Annotated in this window: 18 protein-coding genes and 1 pseudogene; 2 read left to right on the top strand and 17 right to left on the bottom strand. The window is 67.6% G+C overall.

Features of this window, described 5'->3' with window-relative positions; all coding sequences use genetic code 11:
- Positions 1-50: 50 nt before the first annotated feature.
- The 4 genes from pyrH to EDF39_RS15940 form a co-directional block, all read right to left on the bottom strand.
- Entirely contained in the window at positions 51-770 is a 720-nt protein-coding gene (gene pyrH, locus EDF39_RS15955) for a UMP kinase (RefSeq protein ID WP_123944649.1), read from the bottom strand.
- A 122-nt stretch (positions 771-892) separates the two neighbouring features.
- Entirely contained in the window at positions 893-1,726 is an 834-nt protein-coding gene (gene tsf / locus EDF39_RS15950) for a translation elongation factor Ts (protein ID WP_055958740.1), read from the bottom strand.
- Positions 1,727-1,817: 91 nt separating this feature from the next.
- Positions 1,818-2,801 carry a 30S ribosomal protein S2 gene (gene rpsB, locus EDF39_RS15945; RefSeq protein WP_123944647.1) on the bottom strand — a complete coding sequence of 328 codons (984 nt, stop codon included), beginning with the start codon at positions 2,799-2,801 and terminating at the stop codon, positions 1,818-1,820.
- Positions 2,802-3,085: 284 nt separating this feature from the next.
- A complete protein-coding gene (locus EDF39_RS15940) occupies positions 3,086-4,525 on the bottom strand; it encodes a sugar porter family MFS transporter (protein WP_123944645.1) in 1,440 nt (479 codons plus the stop codon).
- On the opposite strand from EDF39_RS15940, the pseudogene EDF39_RS17935 reads away from it, so the two are divergent.
- A pseudogene (locus tag EDF39_RS17935) lies at positions 4,510-5,187 on the top strand (M23 family metallopeptidase); the annotation flags it as partial. The gene EDF39_RS15940 and the pseudogene EDF39_RS17935 sit on opposite strands and share 16 nt — an antisense overlap.
- A gap of 79 nt (positions 5,188-5,266) precedes the next feature.
- Here EDF39_RS17935 and EDF39_RS15930 read toward each other — a convergent pair.
- From EDF39_RS15930 to EDF39_RS15890, 9 genes are all read right to left on the bottom strand, one after another.
- Positions 5,267-6,190 carry a tyrosine recombinase XerC gene (locus tag EDF39_RS15930; RefSeq protein ID WP_233573171.1) on the bottom strand — a complete coding sequence of 308 codons (924 nt, stop codon included), beginning with the start codon at positions 6,188-6,190 and terminating at the stop codon, positions 5,267-5,269.
- 66 nt (positions 6,191-6,256) lie between these two features.
- Entirely contained in the window at positions 6,257-7,465 is a 1,209-nt protein-coding gene (gene dprA, locus EDF39_RS15925; protein ID WP_233573170.1) for a DNA-processing protein DprA, read from the bottom strand.
- Positions 7,462-8,997 (bottom strand): YifB family Mg chelatase-like AAA ATPase, encoded by a 1,536-nt coding sequence (locus EDF39_RS15920; RefSeq protein ID WP_123944641.1) that lies wholly within the window; start codon positions 8,995-8,997, stop codon positions 7,462-7,464. The genes dprA and EDF39_RS15920 overlap by 4 nt, the downstream gene beginning before the upstream one ends.
- Entirely contained in the window at positions 8,994-9,365 is a 372-nt protein-coding gene (locus tag EDF39_RS15915) for a YraN family protein (protein WP_123944639.1), read from the bottom strand. The genes EDF39_RS15920 and EDF39_RS15915 overlap by 4 nt, the downstream gene beginning before the upstream one ends.
- Before the next feature lie 107 nt (positions 9,366-9,472).
- Complete coding sequence (locus EDF39_RS15910; protein ID WP_055958787.1) at positions 9,473-9,796, bottom strand: DUF2469 family protein; 324 nt, start codon at positions 9,794-9,796, stop codon at positions 9,473-9,475.
- Between the two features lie 106 nt (positions 9,797-9,902).
- Positions 9,903-10,538, bottom strand: a complete 636-nt coding sequence (locus EDF39_RS15905) for a ribonuclease HII (RefSeq protein WP_123944637.1) — start codon at positions 10,536-10,538, stop codon at positions 9,903-9,905.
- A 34-nt stretch (positions 10,539-10,572) separates the two neighbouring features.
- Positions 10,573-11,367: a signal peptidase I gene (lepB, locus tag EDF39_RS15900; protein WP_123944896.1), complete on the bottom strand. Its 795-nt coding sequence runs from the start codon at positions 11,365-11,367 to the stop codon at positions 10,573-10,575.
- A 138-nt stretch (positions 11,368-11,505) separates the two neighbouring features.
- Positions 11,506-11,856 (bottom strand): 50S ribosomal protein L19, encoded by a 351-nt coding sequence (rplS, locus tag EDF39_RS15895; protein ID WP_055958791.1) that lies wholly within the window; start codon positions 11,854-11,856, stop codon positions 11,506-11,508.
- A gap of 184 nt (positions 11,857-12,040) precedes the next feature.
- Positions 12,041-12,616 (bottom strand): hypothetical protein, encoded by a 576-nt coding sequence (locus EDF39_RS15890; RefSeq protein ID WP_123944635.1) that lies wholly within the window; start codon positions 12,614-12,616, stop codon positions 12,041-12,043.
- A gap of 38 nt (positions 12,617-12,654) precedes the next feature.
- Between EDF39_RS15890 and map the strand changes: the two genes are divergently transcribed.
- Positions 12,655-13,425, top strand: a complete 771-nt coding sequence (map, locus tag EDF39_RS15885) for a type I methionyl aminopeptidase (protein ID WP_123944633.1) — start codon at positions 12,655-12,657, stop codon at positions 13,423-13,425.
- A gap of 49 nt (positions 13,426-13,474) precedes the next feature.
- Here the strand turns inward: map and trmD are convergent, their stop codons facing one another.
- Genes trmD through rpsP form a run of 4 tightly spaced genes read right to left on the bottom strand, consistent with a single transcriptional unit; the run spans position 13,475 to position 15,522 of the window.
- Positions 13,475-14,179, bottom strand: coding sequence for a tRNA (guanosine(37)-N1)-methyltransferase TrmD (gene trmD / locus EDF39_RS15880; protein WP_123944631.1), 705 nt, complete (start codon positions 14,177-14,179; stop codon positions 13,475-13,477).
- 4 nt (positions 14,180-14,183) lie between these two features.
- Complete coding sequence (rimM, locus tag EDF39_RS15875; RefSeq protein WP_123944629.1) at positions 14,184-14,885, bottom strand: ribosome maturation factor RimM; 702 nt, start codon at positions 14,883-14,885, stop codon at positions 14,184-14,186.
- On the bottom strand, positions 14,863-15,099 hold the full coding sequence (locus EDF39_RS15870) for an RNA-binding protein (RefSeq protein ID WP_055958803.1): 237 nt from the start codon (positions 15,097-15,099) through the stop codon (positions 14,863-14,865). The genes rimM and EDF39_RS15870 overlap by 23 nt, the downstream gene beginning before the upstream one ends.
- A gap of 3 nt (positions 15,100-15,102) precedes the next feature.
- Positions 15,103-15,522 (bottom strand): 30S ribosomal protein S16, encoded by a 420-nt coding sequence (gene rpsP, locus EDF39_RS15865; protein WP_055958806.1) that lies wholly within the window; start codon positions 15,520-15,522, stop codon positions 15,103-15,105.
- Positions 15,523-15,683: the final 161 nt, after the last annotated feature.

The raw sequence follows: 15,683 nt of genomic DNA, 5'->3' as shown, positions 1-15,683 counted from the left end.
GTCAGCTTACCCGGGCCACCCCGGTGGTTACCGGGGCCGCGCCGAGCCCGTCAGTTGCTGACGAGCGTTCCAATGCGCTCGCCACGGATTGCGCGAGCCACGTTGCCCTCGCCCTCCATGCCGAAGACGTGCATCGGCATTCCGTTGTCCATGCAGAGGCTGAATGCAGTCGAGTCGACCACTTTCAGACCCTTGACCAGGGCGTCTTGGTAGGTGAGATGTTCGAGCTTGACAGCTGTCGGATCGAGGCGGGGGTCGGCCGAATAGACGCCGTCCACTCCGTTCTTCGCGACGAGCACCTCTTCAGCACCGATCTCGAGGGCCCGCTGAGCCGACACGGTATCGGTCGAGAAGTAGGGCAAGCCGGCGCCGGCACCGAAGATTACGATGCGGCCCTTCTCGAGGTGGCGTGCGGCACGGCGCGGAATGTAAGGCTCAGCGACCTGCGTCATCGAGATGGCCGACTGGACCCTTGTGGAGGCTCCGGTCTGCTCCAGGAAGTCTTGCAGGGCGAGGGCGTTCATCACGGTGCCCAGCATGCCCATGTAGTCGGCGCGGCCGCGATCCATTCCGCGCTGGCTTAGCTCGGCCCCGCGGAAGAAGTTGCCTCCGCCGACGACGATCGCGACCTCGACCTCGCTAGAGGCCTCGGCGATCTCGCGGGCCAGTGCGCTCACGACGTCGGGGTTCACTCCCAGCGAGCCTCCGCCGAATGACTCTCCCGAGAGTTTCAGGAGGACTCGCCTGCGTGCGATCTTCGGTGTCTTCATCGTGCTGGTCTCCCTCTGGTGATGTCTCAGGTCAGGTTATCGAGAAATGGTGGCGGTGAAATCAGGGCAGAGAAATGGGGCCCGAGACGAGTTATCGTCTCAGGCCCCAATCATGCAGGACGCTACGCGCCGACCTTGATCCGGGCGAAGCCCTGAACGGTCATGCCGGCCTCGTCGAGGACCTTCTGCACGGACAGCTTGCTGTCTTTGGCATAGGCCTGGTCGAGAAGGGCGATCTCCTTGAAGAAGCCCGTCAGGCGACCCTCGATGATCTTCGGCAGAGCAGCTTCCGGCTTGCCCTCGTTCTTCGCGGTCTCGGTGACGATGGCGCGCTCGCGCTCGACCTCGTCGGCCGGAACCTCGTCGCGGCTGATGAACTTCGGGTCAGCGAAGGCCACGTGCTGCGCAATGGAGCGAGCGGTCTCGGCATCGCCACCGGTGTACCCGACGACCACGCCGACCTGCGGGGGCAGGTCTTTGGATGTCTTGTGGAGGTAGATGGCGAACTCGGTGCCCGGCACGGTAGCGACGGTGCGGAGTTCGACCTTCTCACCGAGAAGGGCGGCCTCCTGGTCGACATACGCGGCGACCGTCTGGTCATCCGCGAGGATGGCAGCGTTGCCGGTCGCGGCATCGTCGGCGCCCGAGGCGGCGACGGCGTCGAGAACGGTCTCGGCCAGAGCGATGAACTTGGTGTTCTTCGCAACGAAGTCGGTCTCGCTGGCGAGCTCAATGATCGTGGCGGTGCCGGCGGTACCGGGCTTGGCGGTCACGAGACCGGCGGTCGTCGTGCGACCCTCGCGCTTTGCAACGCCCTTCAGGCCCTTGACGCGGAGGATCTCGATCGCCTTGTCGAGGTCGCCGTCGGCTTCGACGAGTGCGTTCTTGCTGTCGAGCATGCCCGCGCCGAGACGGTCGCGAAGCACCTTGACATCGGCAAGTGAGTAGTTGGCCATAGATGTGCCCACCTTTCGTGGATCAGAGGCTGAATCGTGAGGAAGGGATCACCGGGCGCCGAAACACCCGATGATCCCGACGGGGAGGGTGTTACTTGGCGTCGGCGGCGGCGTCGACAGCAGCAGCGTCGGCGTCGACCGCGTTCGCGACCTCGGGGTCGGCCTCGGCGACCGGGTTGGCGACGGGCTCGCCCAGTGCCTTCTCGGCGACATGAGCGTCGGCGTCGTTCTCTTCGGTCGGCTCGGCAGCGGGGGCTGCGTCGGCGGCAGGAGAGGCGTCGGCAGCCGGGGCAGCGTCAGCGACGGGAGCGTCGGTCGACTGCGCGAGCAGCTCGGCCTCCCACTCGGCGAGGGGCTCGACCGGGGTCTCACCGGCCTCGGGCTTCTGGTGACGCTGAATGAGGCCCTCGGCAGCGGCGTCGGCGACGATGCGCGTCAGCAGACCGACGGAACGGATCGCGTCGTCGTTGCCCGGAATCGGGAACTGGATCTCGTCGGGGTCGCAGTTGGTGTCGAGGATGCCGATGACGGGGATGCCGAGCTTCTTGGCCTCGTCGATCGCGAGGTGCTCTTTCTTGGTGTCGACGACCCAGAGAGCCGACGGCGTCTTCGTGAGGTTGCGGATACCGCCGAGAGTCTTGTGAAGCTTGTCGAGCTCGCGCTTCTTGATGAGGAGCTCTTTTTTGGTGAAGCCCTGAGTCGTGTCGTCGAAGTCGATCTCTTCGAGCTCTTTCATGCGAGCGAGGCGCTTCGAAACCGTCTGGAAGTTGGTCAGGAGACCACCGAGCCAGCGCTGGTTGACGAACGGCTGGCCGACGCGGATAGCCTGCTCGGAGATGGACCCCTGAGCCTGCTTCTTGGTGCCGACGAAGAGGATGGTGCCGCCGTGGGCGACCGTCTCCTTGACGAAGTCGTACGCCTTGTCGATGTAACCGAGCGACTGCTGGAGGTCGATGATGTGGATGCCGGAGCGCTCCGCGAGGATGAATCGCTTGACCTTCGGGTTCCAGCGCCTGGTCTGGTGTCCGAAGTGAACGCCGCTGTCGAGCAGCTGGCGGATGGTGACGACGGCCATGGCCGTTCTCCTTCTCTACGCGCGAAGACGCGCGTCTTTTCGGTTGAATGGACGACCGGTCGGTCGCCTCTGCCTGGTGCCCGGCCTCACACCCGCCCCCGAGATCGTGATGATCGTCGAGAGACCGAATGGGTGGAATTGCCGCCGCGTCTTGTGCTGATGCACATACGGCTAGGGCACGCGAAGTCAGCCTGCAAGCAGACTGCTTGCTAATAGTAACACCACGAACGCCCCGTCTCCGTCTGGAGAACAGGGCGTCCGTGTGTGTCGCGAGCGGTGGGATCCTAAGCGTTCGCTCCGACCGCCGCCGTGCCCATCTCTTCGAGTGAGCGACCCTTGGTCTCTTTGATCTTGAAGAACACGAAGATCAACGACAGAAGGGCGAAGAAGGCGAAGATGCTGTACGCGAGAGTCAGGTTGATCGCCGACAAGACGGGGAACGCGACGGTCACGACGAAGTTCGCGATCCAGTTGGCGGTCGAACCGATGCCGAGGGCGGCCGCACGGATGCTCGGCGGGAACATCTCACCGAGCAGGACCCACATGAGCGGGCCCCAGGTAGCGCCGAACGAGACCACGAAGAGGTTGGCCGCGACAAGGGCGATGGGGCCCCAGGCACCGGGGAGCTGCGGGTCTCCGGAGACGATGTCGGCCTGGCTGAACGCGACGGCCATCGCGGCGAGGCTGAGGGTCATGCCGATCGAACCGGCGAGCAGCATCGGACGACGGCCCACCTTGTCGACCAGGGCGATCGCCACGAAGGTGACGGCGACGTTGACCACGGAGGTGATCGTCGAGATGAGGAATGCGTCGCTCTCTTGGAAGCCGACGGCCTTCCAGAGGGTCGTCGAATAGTAGAAGATCACGTTGATGCCGACGAACTGCTGCAGGACGGCCAGGATGATTCCGACCCAGACGATGCCCTGGAGACCGGCGACCGGCCCGCGGACGCTCGACTTCTTGGCGAGCTTCGCCTCGGTGTTGATGGCGTCTTCGATGTCATGGAGGCTGGTCTCGACGGTCTCGGTCGGGACTATCTGGCTGAGCACGCTCCGGGCTTCGTCGCGACGGCCCTCGCCCGCGAGGTAGCGGGGCGACTCGGGAAGACGCAGAGCGAGGATGCCGTAGACCGCGGCGGGGACGACGCCGACGATGAACATCCAGCGCCAGGCCTCCAACGGCCCGAGCATCGCCGAGGCACTGCCCGCACCGGTGGCGAGAAGCTGATCGGAGAGCAGCGCGGCGAAGATACCGAGCGTGATCGCCAGCTGCTGGAAGGAGCCGAGACGGCCACGGATCCCCTTGGGCGAGACCTCCGAGATGTACGCCGGAGCGATGACCGACGCGATGCCGATGCCGATGCCGGCGATGACGCGCCAAAGCACGAAGTCCCAGACCGCGAAAGCGAGACCCGCGAGGATCGACGAGGCGAAGAACAGGATCGCCCCGAGGAGCATGACCTTGATGCGACCGAAGCGATCGGCGAGACGGCCGGCGACATAGGCGCCGACGGCGCAGCCCAGAAGGGCCGAGGCGACCGTGATGCCGGTGGCTGCCGCGGGGATGCCGAATTGCTGAGCGATCGAGTCGACCGCACCGTTGATGACGGAGGAATCGAATCCGAAGAGGAACCCGCCGACGGCCGCGGCGACAGCGAGGGCCGTCACCCGCCTCTCGAGCTTCTTCGCTTCTCCGGGCGGAGTGGTGGATGTCGTGTCGGACACTGTTCTCTACTTTCCAAGCCGTCGATCCAGCCTGGGGCGGCGAGACCGACAAGATTATTCAGGAAGCAGCGACTCGTGACCGCCGCCTCCCCACATGCGACGTGCACGAATCGTTGTGCACAGAAAGACCCTACGCCCGCCGAGGCGCTTGCGCCGACGCGAGCATTGGGGGCATGGTTCTCCGCCTTCTCGCAGCGCTCCTGCTCGCCGTCGCTCTCGGCCTGGCCCCGCAGCTTTCCCCCGTCCGAGCGGTCACGACTGCCGGAGCGACTGTCGCCACGGTCGTCGCGAAGGATCCCGGTGCTGCGGTCGCAGGGCGCTGGTCGTGGCCGTCTCCCCCACCCCACCGGATCGTCACACCGTATGAAGCACCCGGCGCGGTCTGGTCGCCGGGGCACCGCGGTATCGACGTGGCGTCGATGCCGGGCGTGGTCGTCGTCGCCCCGGAGGCGGGCGTCGTGCACTTCGCCGGAACCGTCGTCGATCGGCAGGTGCTGTCGCTCGAGCACGCGGGCGGAGTGCTGTCGAGCTTCGAGCCGGTGCGCGCGATTGTGGCCCGTGGTCAGCACGTCGACCGCGGGCAGCCCATCGGCGTAGTCGAGCCGGGCCATTGCGCGTCGTCGTCGCCCTGCTTCCACCTCGGGGCCCGGGTCGACGGCCGCTACGTGTCGCCGCTCCTCCTCCTCGGCGAGCTGCGTCGCTCCGTTCTCCTGCCGACACGGCCCCTGTCGCCCGAGAACGTCAGGCGCGGGGGTGCGCCGATCGATAGCTTTCGCGCAAGCGTTCGGTCGAGACGTGCGTATAAATCTGCGTCGTGCCGAGGCTGGCGTGACCGAGCTGCTCCTGCACGGCACGGAGGTCGGCCCCGCCGTCGAGCAGGTGAGTCGCGGCCGTGTGCCTCAGCGCGTGCGGCCCCGCCGGTCCTGAACCCGGAAGAGGCTCGAGGATCCGGGCCACCAGCGCGTAGACCGACCGTGCCCCCAGACGCGAGCCCGATCGCCCCACGAAGAGCGCTGCACGATCGGCGTCGGCGCCTGGTGCGAGCTGTGGCCGGCCTCGGGTGAGGTAGTCGTCGAGAGCGGCCGACGCCGGCACGCCGAAGGGGACGACGCGCTGCTTCGCGCCCTTTCCGAGCACGCGCACGACGAGCCGTTCGAAGTCGACGTCGCCGAGGTCGCAGCCGACGAGCTCGCCGACGCGGAGCCCCGCCCCGTAGAGCAGCTCGACGACGGCCAGGTCGCGGAGGGCGGTCGCGTCGCCGCCGACGGCTGCGGCGGCCAGCTCATCGAGAATCCCGCCCATTTGGTCCCGGGTCAGCACCCGCGGCAGGTGACTCTCCGCCTTCGGCGCTCGAAGCCGGACGCCCGGATCGACGTCGACCCGCCCGGTCTCGTGCAGCCATCGCGTGAAGGCGCGGGCGGAAGCCGATCGCCGGGCGATGGTGGAGCGGGCGAGGCCCCGGTCGGTGGACTCCCACAGCCAGTCGCGCAGGGTCTCGAGGTCGAGGCCGGCCGTGCGCGGATCCTCGTCGAGTCGGCCGCGGACGAAAGCGAGCAGATCGGCGAGATCGGCCCCGTACCCGCGCACGCTGTGCTCGCTCAGCCCGCGGGCGGAGCGAAGCCACGACCGGAAGTCGTCGATGTCGCGCGCGAGGGTGTCGTCCACGACGCCAGCGTAAGCCCGCCCGGACGGCGACGAGGCGCGGCACCCCGTCGCCCGGATGGCGCCTCGTCATCTCACGAGCCGCACCCACCCCCGCTCGCGCTCTTCGACCTGACCGGCGAGCTCGAGCACGGCGAGAGTCGCCTGCACCTCGGCCGCCGTCAGCCCCGACTCCCGCTCGATGCGATCCTCGTGGCGGGCCTGCCGCCCGCTCAGTGCGTCGAGCACGCGGTGTTCGGCGGCGGACCTCCGGCGTCCGGTACCGCCGGAAGACGTATCGACCAGATCGGGGCTAGCGGCGCCCACGATGTCGTCGACCCCCTGGATCAGCACGACCTCGGGATCGCGCAGCAATCGATGGCACCCGGCCGACGAGGGCGACGTGATCGGCCCCGGCACCGCACCCAGGGGCCTTCCGAGGCTCCGCGCGTGACCGGCCGTGTTGAGCGCGCCCGACCGATGACCCGCCTCGACGACCACCGTCGCTGCCGTCAGCGCGGCTATCACGCGATTTCGCTGCAGAAACCTCCAGCGCGACGGCACCGTGCCGCACGGCACCTCCGACGCGACCGCGCCGGTCTCGGCCACGCGCACGAGAAGATCGTGGTGCCCTGCCGGATAGAAGCGGTCGACTCCCCCGGCCATGATGGCGACGGTAAGGCCGCCGGAGGCGAGCGCGGCTCGATGAGCAACGCCGTCGATGCCGTAGGCGCCGCCCGACACCACGCCAAAACCGCGGAGCACCAACCCCGTGCCGAGCTCGGTGGCGACCTGCTCCCCGTAATTCGACGAGGCTCTTGATCCCACCAACGCCACCGAGGGTCGAGAAGACAGCGCGCCCGCGTCACCCCGGATCCAGAGCGTTGCGGGGGCGTGCACCCCCAGCTCGTCGAGGCTCGTCGGCCAAGCCGGATCGCCCGGGAGCAACAGCCGGGCCCCCGCAATGCTCGCGGCGCGAAGGGCAGAGCGGATCGCGACCGGCTTGAGCCGCGGAGCCCAGCGGGCTCTTGCCGCAGCGATGTCGAGACCCTCCGTGCCGAATCCTGCCTCCACCAGCGCTCGAACGACGTCGGAGTCGTCGCGGCGGAGGACATCGAGGGCCCCCGCGGGCCCGAAGGCCGCTCGGAGCAACCCGCCCACCGAATCGCCCGGTTCGACAAGGCACGACCAGACAACCGAGGCGAAGTCGTCGCCAGCAGTCTCGGTGCGGTCTCGACCCACACCCCCGAGGAGGGCGACGACCTCGGCATCGCCGATTCCGCCGAGGCCCGGGATCACCGCGGCCTCCTGAGCGCGAGGGCCGCTCCGACGTGACCGGCATCCGGGCGGTCCTGGGCGTCGAGGTCGGCGAGCGTCCAGGCGAGGCGCAACACGCGGTCGTAGCCCCGCATGGTGAGGGTGCCGCCTTCGAGCGCGCGGTCCATGTCGGCGGTGTCTGCGGCGGCCAGGCGCTGGGGTTCAGCGCGCAACCACGCACCCGGTACCTCCGAGTTGAGGCGCCAGGGTGTCGACGCCAGCCGAACGGCGGCTCGCTCTCGAGCCCGTTCGACCCGAACACGCGCCTCCGCCGTGCTGTTCGTGTCTACCGCGCCGTCGGTCGCGAGGTGAAACTGCGCCGCGTCGATCCGCGTGAGCCGCAGGTGGATGTCGATGCGGTCGACGAGCGGCCCGGACACCCGGGTGAGGTACCGCCGCCTGGCGAACGGAGTGCACTCGCAGGGGACGTCGCGACTGCCGTACTGCCCGCAGCCACAGGGGTTCGCGGCGAGGACGAGCTGGAAGCGCGCCGGAAATACGGCACCGACGGCGGTGCGCTGGAGCTGGATCTCGCCGGACTCGAGGGGCTGACGGAGCCCGTCGAGCACGTGGGCCGGAAACTCGGGTGCCTCGTCGAGAAAGAGAACCCCGCGCGACGCCCTTGACACGGCACCCGGTCGCAGCACACCGCTTCCGCCACCCACGAGAGCCGTAGCGCTGCAGGAATGATGCGGGCTTTCGAAAGGCGGGCGCCGCTCCAGCTCGCCGCTGAGGGGCAGGCCGCAGAGCGAGCGGATCGACGACACCTCGAGGGCCGATTCGACGTCGAGGTCGGGCAGGAGACCGGGTAGCCGCGCCGCCAGCATGCTCTTGCCCGACCCGGGCGGCCCGACCATCATCGTGTGGTGCCCGCCCGCCGCAGCGACGACGAGACCCTCGACGGCCGCCCGGTTGCCGATCACCTCTCCCAGGTCGAGCTCGCTCTCCGGTCGCGGGACGGCCGCCGGGAGCGTCAGCGGCTCGACCTTCTCGGGCGTGAAGTCGCCGCCGTGCCAGATCGCCGCCTCTCGAAGACTTGCGACGCCGACCACCCTGACCCCGGGCACGAGTGTCGCCTCGGCCGCATTGGCCGTCGGGACCATCACGCGTTCGGCGCCGGCGCGGACAGCCCCGAGTACGGCGGGCAGCACACCCGACACCGGCCGGAGTCGACCGTCGAGCCCGAGCTCTCCGATGTGGACGACCCGGTCGATCGACTGGCGGTCGACCAGATCGGATGCCGCCAGTGCGGCGACGGCGATCGCCAGGTCGAACGATGCGCCCTGTTTCGGCAGTGCGGCCGGCGACAGGTTGACCGTCAGTTTGCGCGGCGGCAGCGCGCAGCCCGAATTCGCCGCAGCGGCTCGCACCCGGTCGCGGGCTTCGCCGAGCGACGTGTCGGGCAGTCCGATCAAGACGAAGCCCGGCAGACCGTCGCTGATGTCGGCCTCGACTTCGACGAGCTGGCCACCCACTCCGACGAGGGCCACTGCCTCGGTGCGTGCGACGGTCACGCGACGTTCTCGAGGTGCTCGATGACGGGTCGCGTCGAGGCATCAGCCTCGAGGGTGACCGCGACCACGTCGACCCGCAGCCGCTGGCCGGAACGCGGGTTGCCGTGAGCCCAGGCCAGCGCCAGTCGCCGTAGCCGCTGCACTTTCGCGGGCGTCACCGCCTCGAACGGATGCCCCGCCGCGTGGCCCGTGCGCGTCTTCACCTCCACCACGACCACGTAGTCGTCGTCTTCGGCGACGATGTCGACCTCACCCTCGGGGCATCGCCAATTGCGATCGAGGATCCGGTAGCCCCGCTCAGCGAGATGCTCGGCAGCCGCCTCCTCGCCGAGGGCACCGACTTCTTGATTCGTGTTCTTCTTCGTCATCACGACCTCCTGCTTCGAGGATCGCGAAACGGCGCCGTCTCAGACGGAAGAGACGTCAGACTGGGGAGAACTCGAGGCGGTCGACCGCCTGGGGAGACGAGGCCCGGCTACTCGTCGAGCGCGAGCTCTTTGGGCAGTTCGAGATCGCGCGTCGTGAGCTCTTCGACGTTGACGTCTTTGAAGGTCAGCACCCGCACCGACTTTACGAACCGGTCGGAGCGGTAGACATCCCACACCCAGACGTCGCTCATGGTCAGCTCGAAGTAGAAGTCGTGCTCGGTGTCGCGGCGCAACAGTTCGACCTCGTTGGCGAGGTAGAAGCGTCGCTCGGTCTCGATCACGTACCGGAACTGCGACACGACGTCACGATATTCGCGGTAGAGAGCGAGCTCGACCTCGCGGTCGTAGTCTTCGAAATCGTCGTCGTCCATCGAGGAGTCATCTTACCCGCGACCACTGGGGAGCCGAGCGTCGCCGCATCGGCGCAGGAGAGCCGAGTGTCTCGTCGCCGGCGCGGGAGCTCCGGCCTTGGCCGGGTCAGTGCAGCCAGGTCAGCCGGTGCAGCGGAGACGGCCCGAGAGCCTGGAGCGCTTCGTAGTGCGTCGCCGAGCCGTAGCCCTTGTTGCCGGCCCAGCCGTAGCCGGGATGCAGGGTGTCGAAGTCGATCATCATGCGATCGCGGTGCACCTTGGCGATCACCGAGGCGGCGGCGACCGAGGCGCAGTCGCGATCCGCCTTGATTCGAGTGGTGATGCGCGGAGGATGCGTCAGTGCGGACGACAGGTAGTCGTGGTTGCCGTCGAGCACCACGACGGAATCGAGGATCCCGACGCCCTGCTCATGCAATTGGACGAGCGCGCGTCTTCCGGCGATCCCCAGAGCGGCGATGATGCCGAACTCGTCGACTTCGCCGGGCTCTGCCAATCCGACTGCCGACGCATGCGACCAATCGACGGCCAGCGGATACATCGACTCGCGACGTTTCTCGCTGAGCATCTTGCTGTCGCGAAGGCCAGCGGGGTGCGGATCGCACGCGGCGATCACCGCGCTCATGCCGACCGCGACCGGCCCGGCGATGGCGCCGCGGCCTACCTCGTCGCAGCCCACGACCCAGGTGACGCCCTCGGCGTGCAGTGACCGCTCGAAGTCGAGGGTCGGATCGGCGACCACCATCAGCAGCAGCCCGGAATCAATCGGATGCGTTCCATCACTGTGTCGATTTGTCGGTGCCGCGGAAGACGCTCTGGTAGTCGTCGAGCCACGTCCAGCGACTGACCGGCCAGGTGATGACGAAGGCGCGACCCACGACGTCGGACTCGGGCACGAAGCCCTTCGACGGCGTTCCGGTCTGAAGACGGCTGTCGGCGGAGTTGTAGCGGTTGTCGCCCTCGACCCAGAGCGAGTCGGCCGGAACCGTCACGCTGAAATCGTCTTTCGACTCTTTGGTCACACCGGCCGGAAGCTTCGTGTAGGCCTTCTCGTCGAGCGGAACACCGTTCACGGTCGTCTGGCCGAAGTCGTTGCAGCAGGCGACCTTGTCGCCCGGCAGGCCGATGACCCGCTTGATGAGGTGGTCGTCGCTGTCTTGCGTGCCGAGCCCCACCTGGGTGAGCGCCCACTGGAATCCGTCGATGACCGGGTTGCCGGTGGTCGACGACACCTGGTCGGTGGACCCGAGCCATCCGCCCGGGTCTTTGAAGACGACCACGTCGCCGCGCTTGATCGGAGTCACGCGCGGCACGAGCTCGTTGACGATGATGCGGTCGTTCACCTGCAGGGTGTTCTGCATCGATTCGGACGGGATGTAGAACGAGCGCACCAGGAACGTCTTGATCAGGAAGGAGATCAGCAGGGCGACAAGGAAGATGATGACGATGTCGCGGAGAAACCGCCCGGCACCGCCACGGCGCTTCTTGCGGCCGCCCGTGTCGGCGGGATCGTCGTCTGAGCGACGGCGACCGCGAACGGCCTCGCTGTCGGGCGTCACCGACGGGAGCTGCATGCCTCGACGCAACCTACCCATGAACGTGCTGTTATCTGTCATTTAACCACCAGAGCTCCCCGCCAAATGGTACTGGACGGGGAGCTCGGAAGCGGCGAGAGTGCTGAGCGTGTCAGCCCTGCCACCGGGACGCGCGGACTAGTTGTCGCGCTTCTCTTTGATCTTTGCCTTCTTGCCACGGAGTTCGCGCAGGTAGTACAGCTTCGCGCGGCGCACGTCGCCACGGCTGACGAGCTCGATGTGGTCGATGACCGGCGAGTGCACGGGGAACGTACGCTCGACGCCGACCTGGAAGCTGACCTTACGGACGGTGAAGGTCTCGCGGACGCTGTCGCCCTGGCGGCCGATGACGACGCCCTGGAACACCTGGACGCGCGAGCGCGTGCCCTCGATGATGTTGACGTGGACCTTGACGGTGTCGCCGGCGCGGAAGTCGGGGACATCGCTGCGAAGCGACGCGGCATCCAGACTGTCGAGGATGTGGCTCATGATGATTCGCTCTCTGCAACCGCCACAGGTCGATCGCGGTTTCGGGGCGCCTGTCGATCGAGTCGAGCTCGTTGCCGACCGGCGCATTTCGAAGAGTGTTCGTGCCTCGTAATGGCAGACTCCCCTGTGGCAGAGTCGTGCGCGGGCACAATCAGCCATTGTGCCACAGGCGACACGCCCGGCGCTACGCGCGAGGGGTGATGCGGATCGTGTGTTCGGGATCGGCAGCGAAGGATCCGGGCGACGTCGGGCTGGATCCTGGTGTTCCGCCCTGTACCACCCGCTCCATCTCGGCCAGCGTGGAGCGGAAGCCCTCTCGGGCCGCCCGGATCGACTGCCAGATGCTTGCGACCAGGAGTGCGGCCCCGGCCGCGATCGTGACGACGATCGACGCGGCAGAAAGCGCGGTCGACAGAGCCACCGCGTCGTTGCCGACCAGGGCGCTGAACGCAGAACCCGCCGACCGCGACGAAGTCGAGTCGACCAGGAAGAAGCCGATGCCCAACTGGCCAAGCCAGGTGAGCGTCAGGAGCCCCGCGTCGATCCACGAGACGGCGCGACGAGTGCGGTTGTCGCGTCGGAGAAACACCAGGGCGATGGCGACGGCCTGCACCGCGAAGAGGATCGGGACGAGCACGATCTGCGCGACGAACTGGTAGCCGAGCGGGGCACCGAAGAACGCGCGAGCGAGCAGGACCCACGCCGGCAGCACGATTGCCCCCACCCACAGAGCACGGTACAGACCTCGACGAACCCACATGCAGTGAAGACTATGCACGGACAGTGAAGAATGGCTCCATGATCGATCTGCGAACACCCGGAGAAATAGACGCCATGCGACCGGCTGGGCGGTTCGTCGCCTCAGTGCTCGAGGCCACACGCAAAGCCGCGACGCCCGGCACCAACCTTCTCGAGCTCGATGCCCTCGCCCACCGCATGATCACGGCGGCGCGAGCGGAGAGCTGCTACATCGACTACCACCCGTCCTTCGGCGCGATGCCGTTCGGCAAGGTCATCTGCACCTCGGTCAACGACGCCGTGCTGCACGGACTCCCGTTCGACTACCGCCTGCAGAAGGGTGATCTGCTGAGCCTCGACTTCGCAGCGAAGGTCGACGGCTGGGTGGCCGACAGTGCCCTCAGCATCGTCGTCGGGGGCGATGAGACCCCCGAAGACCGAGCCCTTATCGACGCCTGCGAGCAGGCCCTTGCGGCCGGCATCGCCGCGGCCCAGCCCGGCGGGCGCATCGGAGACATCTCTGCCGCGATCGGCGACGTCGCCCGCGCAGCCGGCTACGCGGTCAACCTGCAGTTCGGCGGACACGGCGTCGGCACCGAGATGCACGGCGACCCTCACATCGCTAACGACGGGCGCGCGGGCCGCGGGTTCCCGCTGCGACCGGGCCTGGTCATCGCGATCGAGCCGTGGCTCATGCAGAGCACCGACGAGATCTACACCGACTCCGACGGCTGGACGATCAAGAGCGCCGATGGCTCGCGAGCGGCCCACGTCGAGCACACGGTGGCGATCACGCCGGAGGGCCCGCTCGTTCTGACCGCGCGGGGATAGCCGGATCCTTCGGCGTCGCGCCCTGCGTGTACCTAGCCGGTTCGACGCCCTACTCGGACGCTTCGCCGAGAAGGTCGGGCCGAACCCTTCGGGTGCGCTCGACCTGCTGCTCGTGACGCCAGGTCGCGATGGCGCCGTGGTTGCCGCTCAGCAGAATGGGCGGCACCTCGTGCCCGCGCCACGTCGAGGGCTTCGTGTAGCTCGGGTATTCGAGGAGGCCGTCTTCGTGGCTCTCTTCGGTGAGGCTCTCGGGGTTGCCGACGACGCCGGGCACGAGGCGTCCGATGGCTTCGACCATCGCCATGGTGGCGACCTCGCCGCCGTTCAAGACGTAGTCGCCCAGGCTGATCTCGCGCACCTCGACGTTGGGTCGGGTGCGCGCGTGGTCGATGACGCGCTGATCGATGCCCTCGTAACGGCCGCAGGTGAAGACCAGCCGAGGGGCGAGCGCTAGTTCGCGTGCCTGAGCCTGCGTGAAAGGCGTGCCGGCCGGTGAGGGCACGACCATGACAGTGCCGGGCTCCGCGTCGCCGAGCAGGGCGTCGAGGGCTTCACCCCACGGTTCGGGCTTCATCACCATGCCGGCGCCGCCGCCGTACGGGGTGTCGTCGACGGTGCGGTGCCGGTCGTGCGTGAAGTCGCGGAGGTCGTGGACCCTGGCGTCGAGCAGCTTCTGCTGACGGGCCTTGCCGAGAAGCGAGACGTCGAGCACTCCGAAGAACTCCGGAAAGATCGTGACGATGTCGATCCGCACGGAGCTACTTCTGGTCTTCAGAAGCGGCGACGTCAGGATCCGACGCGGTCACCGGAGCGGTCTCGTTGCGTTCCGCGCCAGCCTCCTCGTCGCTCTCGGCGGCATCGTCGACAAGCTCTTCGAAGAGACCGAGCGGCGGCGTGACGGTGATCGTGCGCGAGGCCAGGTCGACCGAGGGGACGATCGCGCTCACGAAGGGCACGAGCACCTCGCCCGTCGGCGTCTCAACTGCGAGCAGGTCTTGGGCCGGCAGGTGATCGACGCGCGCAATCGTGCCTACCTCGCGGCCGTCGCGAACAACGGAGAGACCGACCAGCTGGTGGTCGAACCACGCGTCGGGCTCGTCGCTGACCTCGAGCCCCTCGTGCTCGACCCACAGGATGGCCTTGGCGAGGGTTTCGGCCGCACTGCGGTCGGAGATGCCGGTGAAAAAGCCCACGGGGTGGGAGTTGTACCAGCGGAGTTCGCCGAGCTCGAGCGTCTTGCCGTGCCAGGGGCTGTCGGTCGGCACTTGGAGTGCGAAGACGGCGCCGGGGACGAAGCGCTTCTCAGGAGCGTCGGTGAAGAGTTCGAGTTTCAGCCCACCCTTGAGGCCGTGGGCCTTGGTGAGACGGCCGACGCGCAGACGCGTCCCCTCGGGGGACGGCGCGTCGACTCGGGTGTTCGTGTCGTCTGCCACCGATTCAGGAATCGGTGTCGACGACATCGACGCGAACGCGCTTCCCGTCGGCGAGAGCCGTGACGAGAGTGCGAAGCGCCTTGGCGGTGCGCCCGGAGCGTCCGATGACGCGTCCGAGGTCTTCGGGGTGGACTCGGACTTCGAGCACGTCGCCGCGCGGAGAAGCCTTGGAGACCACCTGCACCTCGTCCGGGTGATCGACGATCCCCCGGACGAGGTGTGTGAGTGCAGGTGCGAGCACTGACTACGCCTCGGTCGTCTCTGCGGACTCGTCGGCGGCAGGAGCCTCGGCCTTGGGGGCCTCGGCCGGCTTCTCAGCCTTGGGCTTCAGCACGGGCTTCTTCTTCTCGTCAGCGACGAAGGCCTCTTTCGCGACCTTGGTCTTGACAGTGCTGACGGCGTTCTTGTCGCCCTTGAACTGACCCCAGTCGCCAGTCAGCTTGAGGAGCGCAGCGACCTGCTCGGTCGGCTGAGCGCCGACGCCGAGCCAGTACTGTGCACGCTCGGAGTCGACCTCGATGAACGAGGGCTCTTCGGTGGGGTGGTACTTACCGATCTCTTCGATGACACGACCATCGCGCTTGGTGCGCGAGTCGGCGACGACGATGCGGTAGTAGGGAGCGCGCATCTTACCGAGACGCTTCAGACGGATCTTGACAGCCACAATTCTCCTGTAGGAATTTCTTTTTGGGGCGAGTTGCTAGCCGTGAGCGTGGGGGCACACTCGGCTCGAAAGCTCTGATGAAGTCGCACTGACACCTGATTAGAGGGTCGGGTGCCGCGGACTCGACCTCTCATTGTTGCAGACCGGCAACGTTCTGGCGA

It is taken from the genome of Frondihabitans sp. PhB161 (assembly GCF_003814635.1).
Lineage (GTDB): Bacteria > Actinomycetota > Actinomycetes > Actinomycetales > Microbacteriaceae > Frondihabitans.
The sequence above is the reverse complement of the archived record's forward strand: the minus strand, read 5'-3'. Positions and strand labels throughout refer to the sequence as shown.

Excerpts from the sequence above, each read along its gene's own strand:
- pyrH (WP_123944649.1), bottom strand. The coding sequence starts at position 770 with ATGAAGACACCGAAGATCGCACGCAGGCGAGTCCTCCTGAAACTCTCG.
- rimM (WP_123944629.1), bottom strand. The coding sequence starts at position 14,885 with ATGTCGTCGACACCGATTCCTGAATCGGTGGCAGACGACACGAACACC.
- lepB (WP_123944896.1), bottom strand. The coding sequence starts at position 11,367 with ATGCAGCTCCCGTCGGTGACGCCCGACAGCGAGGCCGTTCGCGGTCGC.
- EDF39_RS15890 (WP_123944635.1), bottom strand. The coding sequence starts at position 12,616 with ATGTGGGTTCGTCGAGGTCTGTACCGTGCTCTGTGGGTGGGGGCAATC.
- EDF39_RS15905 (WP_123944637.1), bottom strand. The coding sequence starts at position 10,538 with ATGGTGGTCGCCGATCCGACCCTCGACTTCGAGCGGTCACTGCACGCC.
- map (WP_123944633.1), top strand. The coding sequence starts at position 12,655 with ATGATCGATCTGCGAACACCCGGAGAAATAGACGCCATGCGACCGGCT.
- rpsB (WP_123944647.1), bottom strand. The coding sequence starts at position 2,801 with ATGGCCGTCGTCACCATCCGCCAGCTGCTCGACAGCGGCGTTCACTTC.
- EDF39_RS15910 (WP_055958787.1), bottom strand. The coding sequence starts at position 9,796 with ATGGACGACGACGATTTCGAAGACTACGACCGCGAGGTCGAGCTCGCT.
- EDF39_RS15915 (WP_123944639.1), bottom strand. The coding sequence starts at position 9,365 with ATGACGAAGAAGAACACGAATCAAGAAGTCGGTGCCCTCGGCGAGGAG.
- tsf (WP_055958740.1), bottom strand. The coding sequence starts at position 1,726 with ATGGCCAACTACTCACTTGCCGATGTCAAGGTGCTTCGCGACCGTCTC.
- rplS (WP_055958791.1), bottom strand. The coding sequence starts at position 11,856 with ATGAGCCACATCCTCGACAGTCTGGATGCCGCGTCGCTTCGCAGCGAT.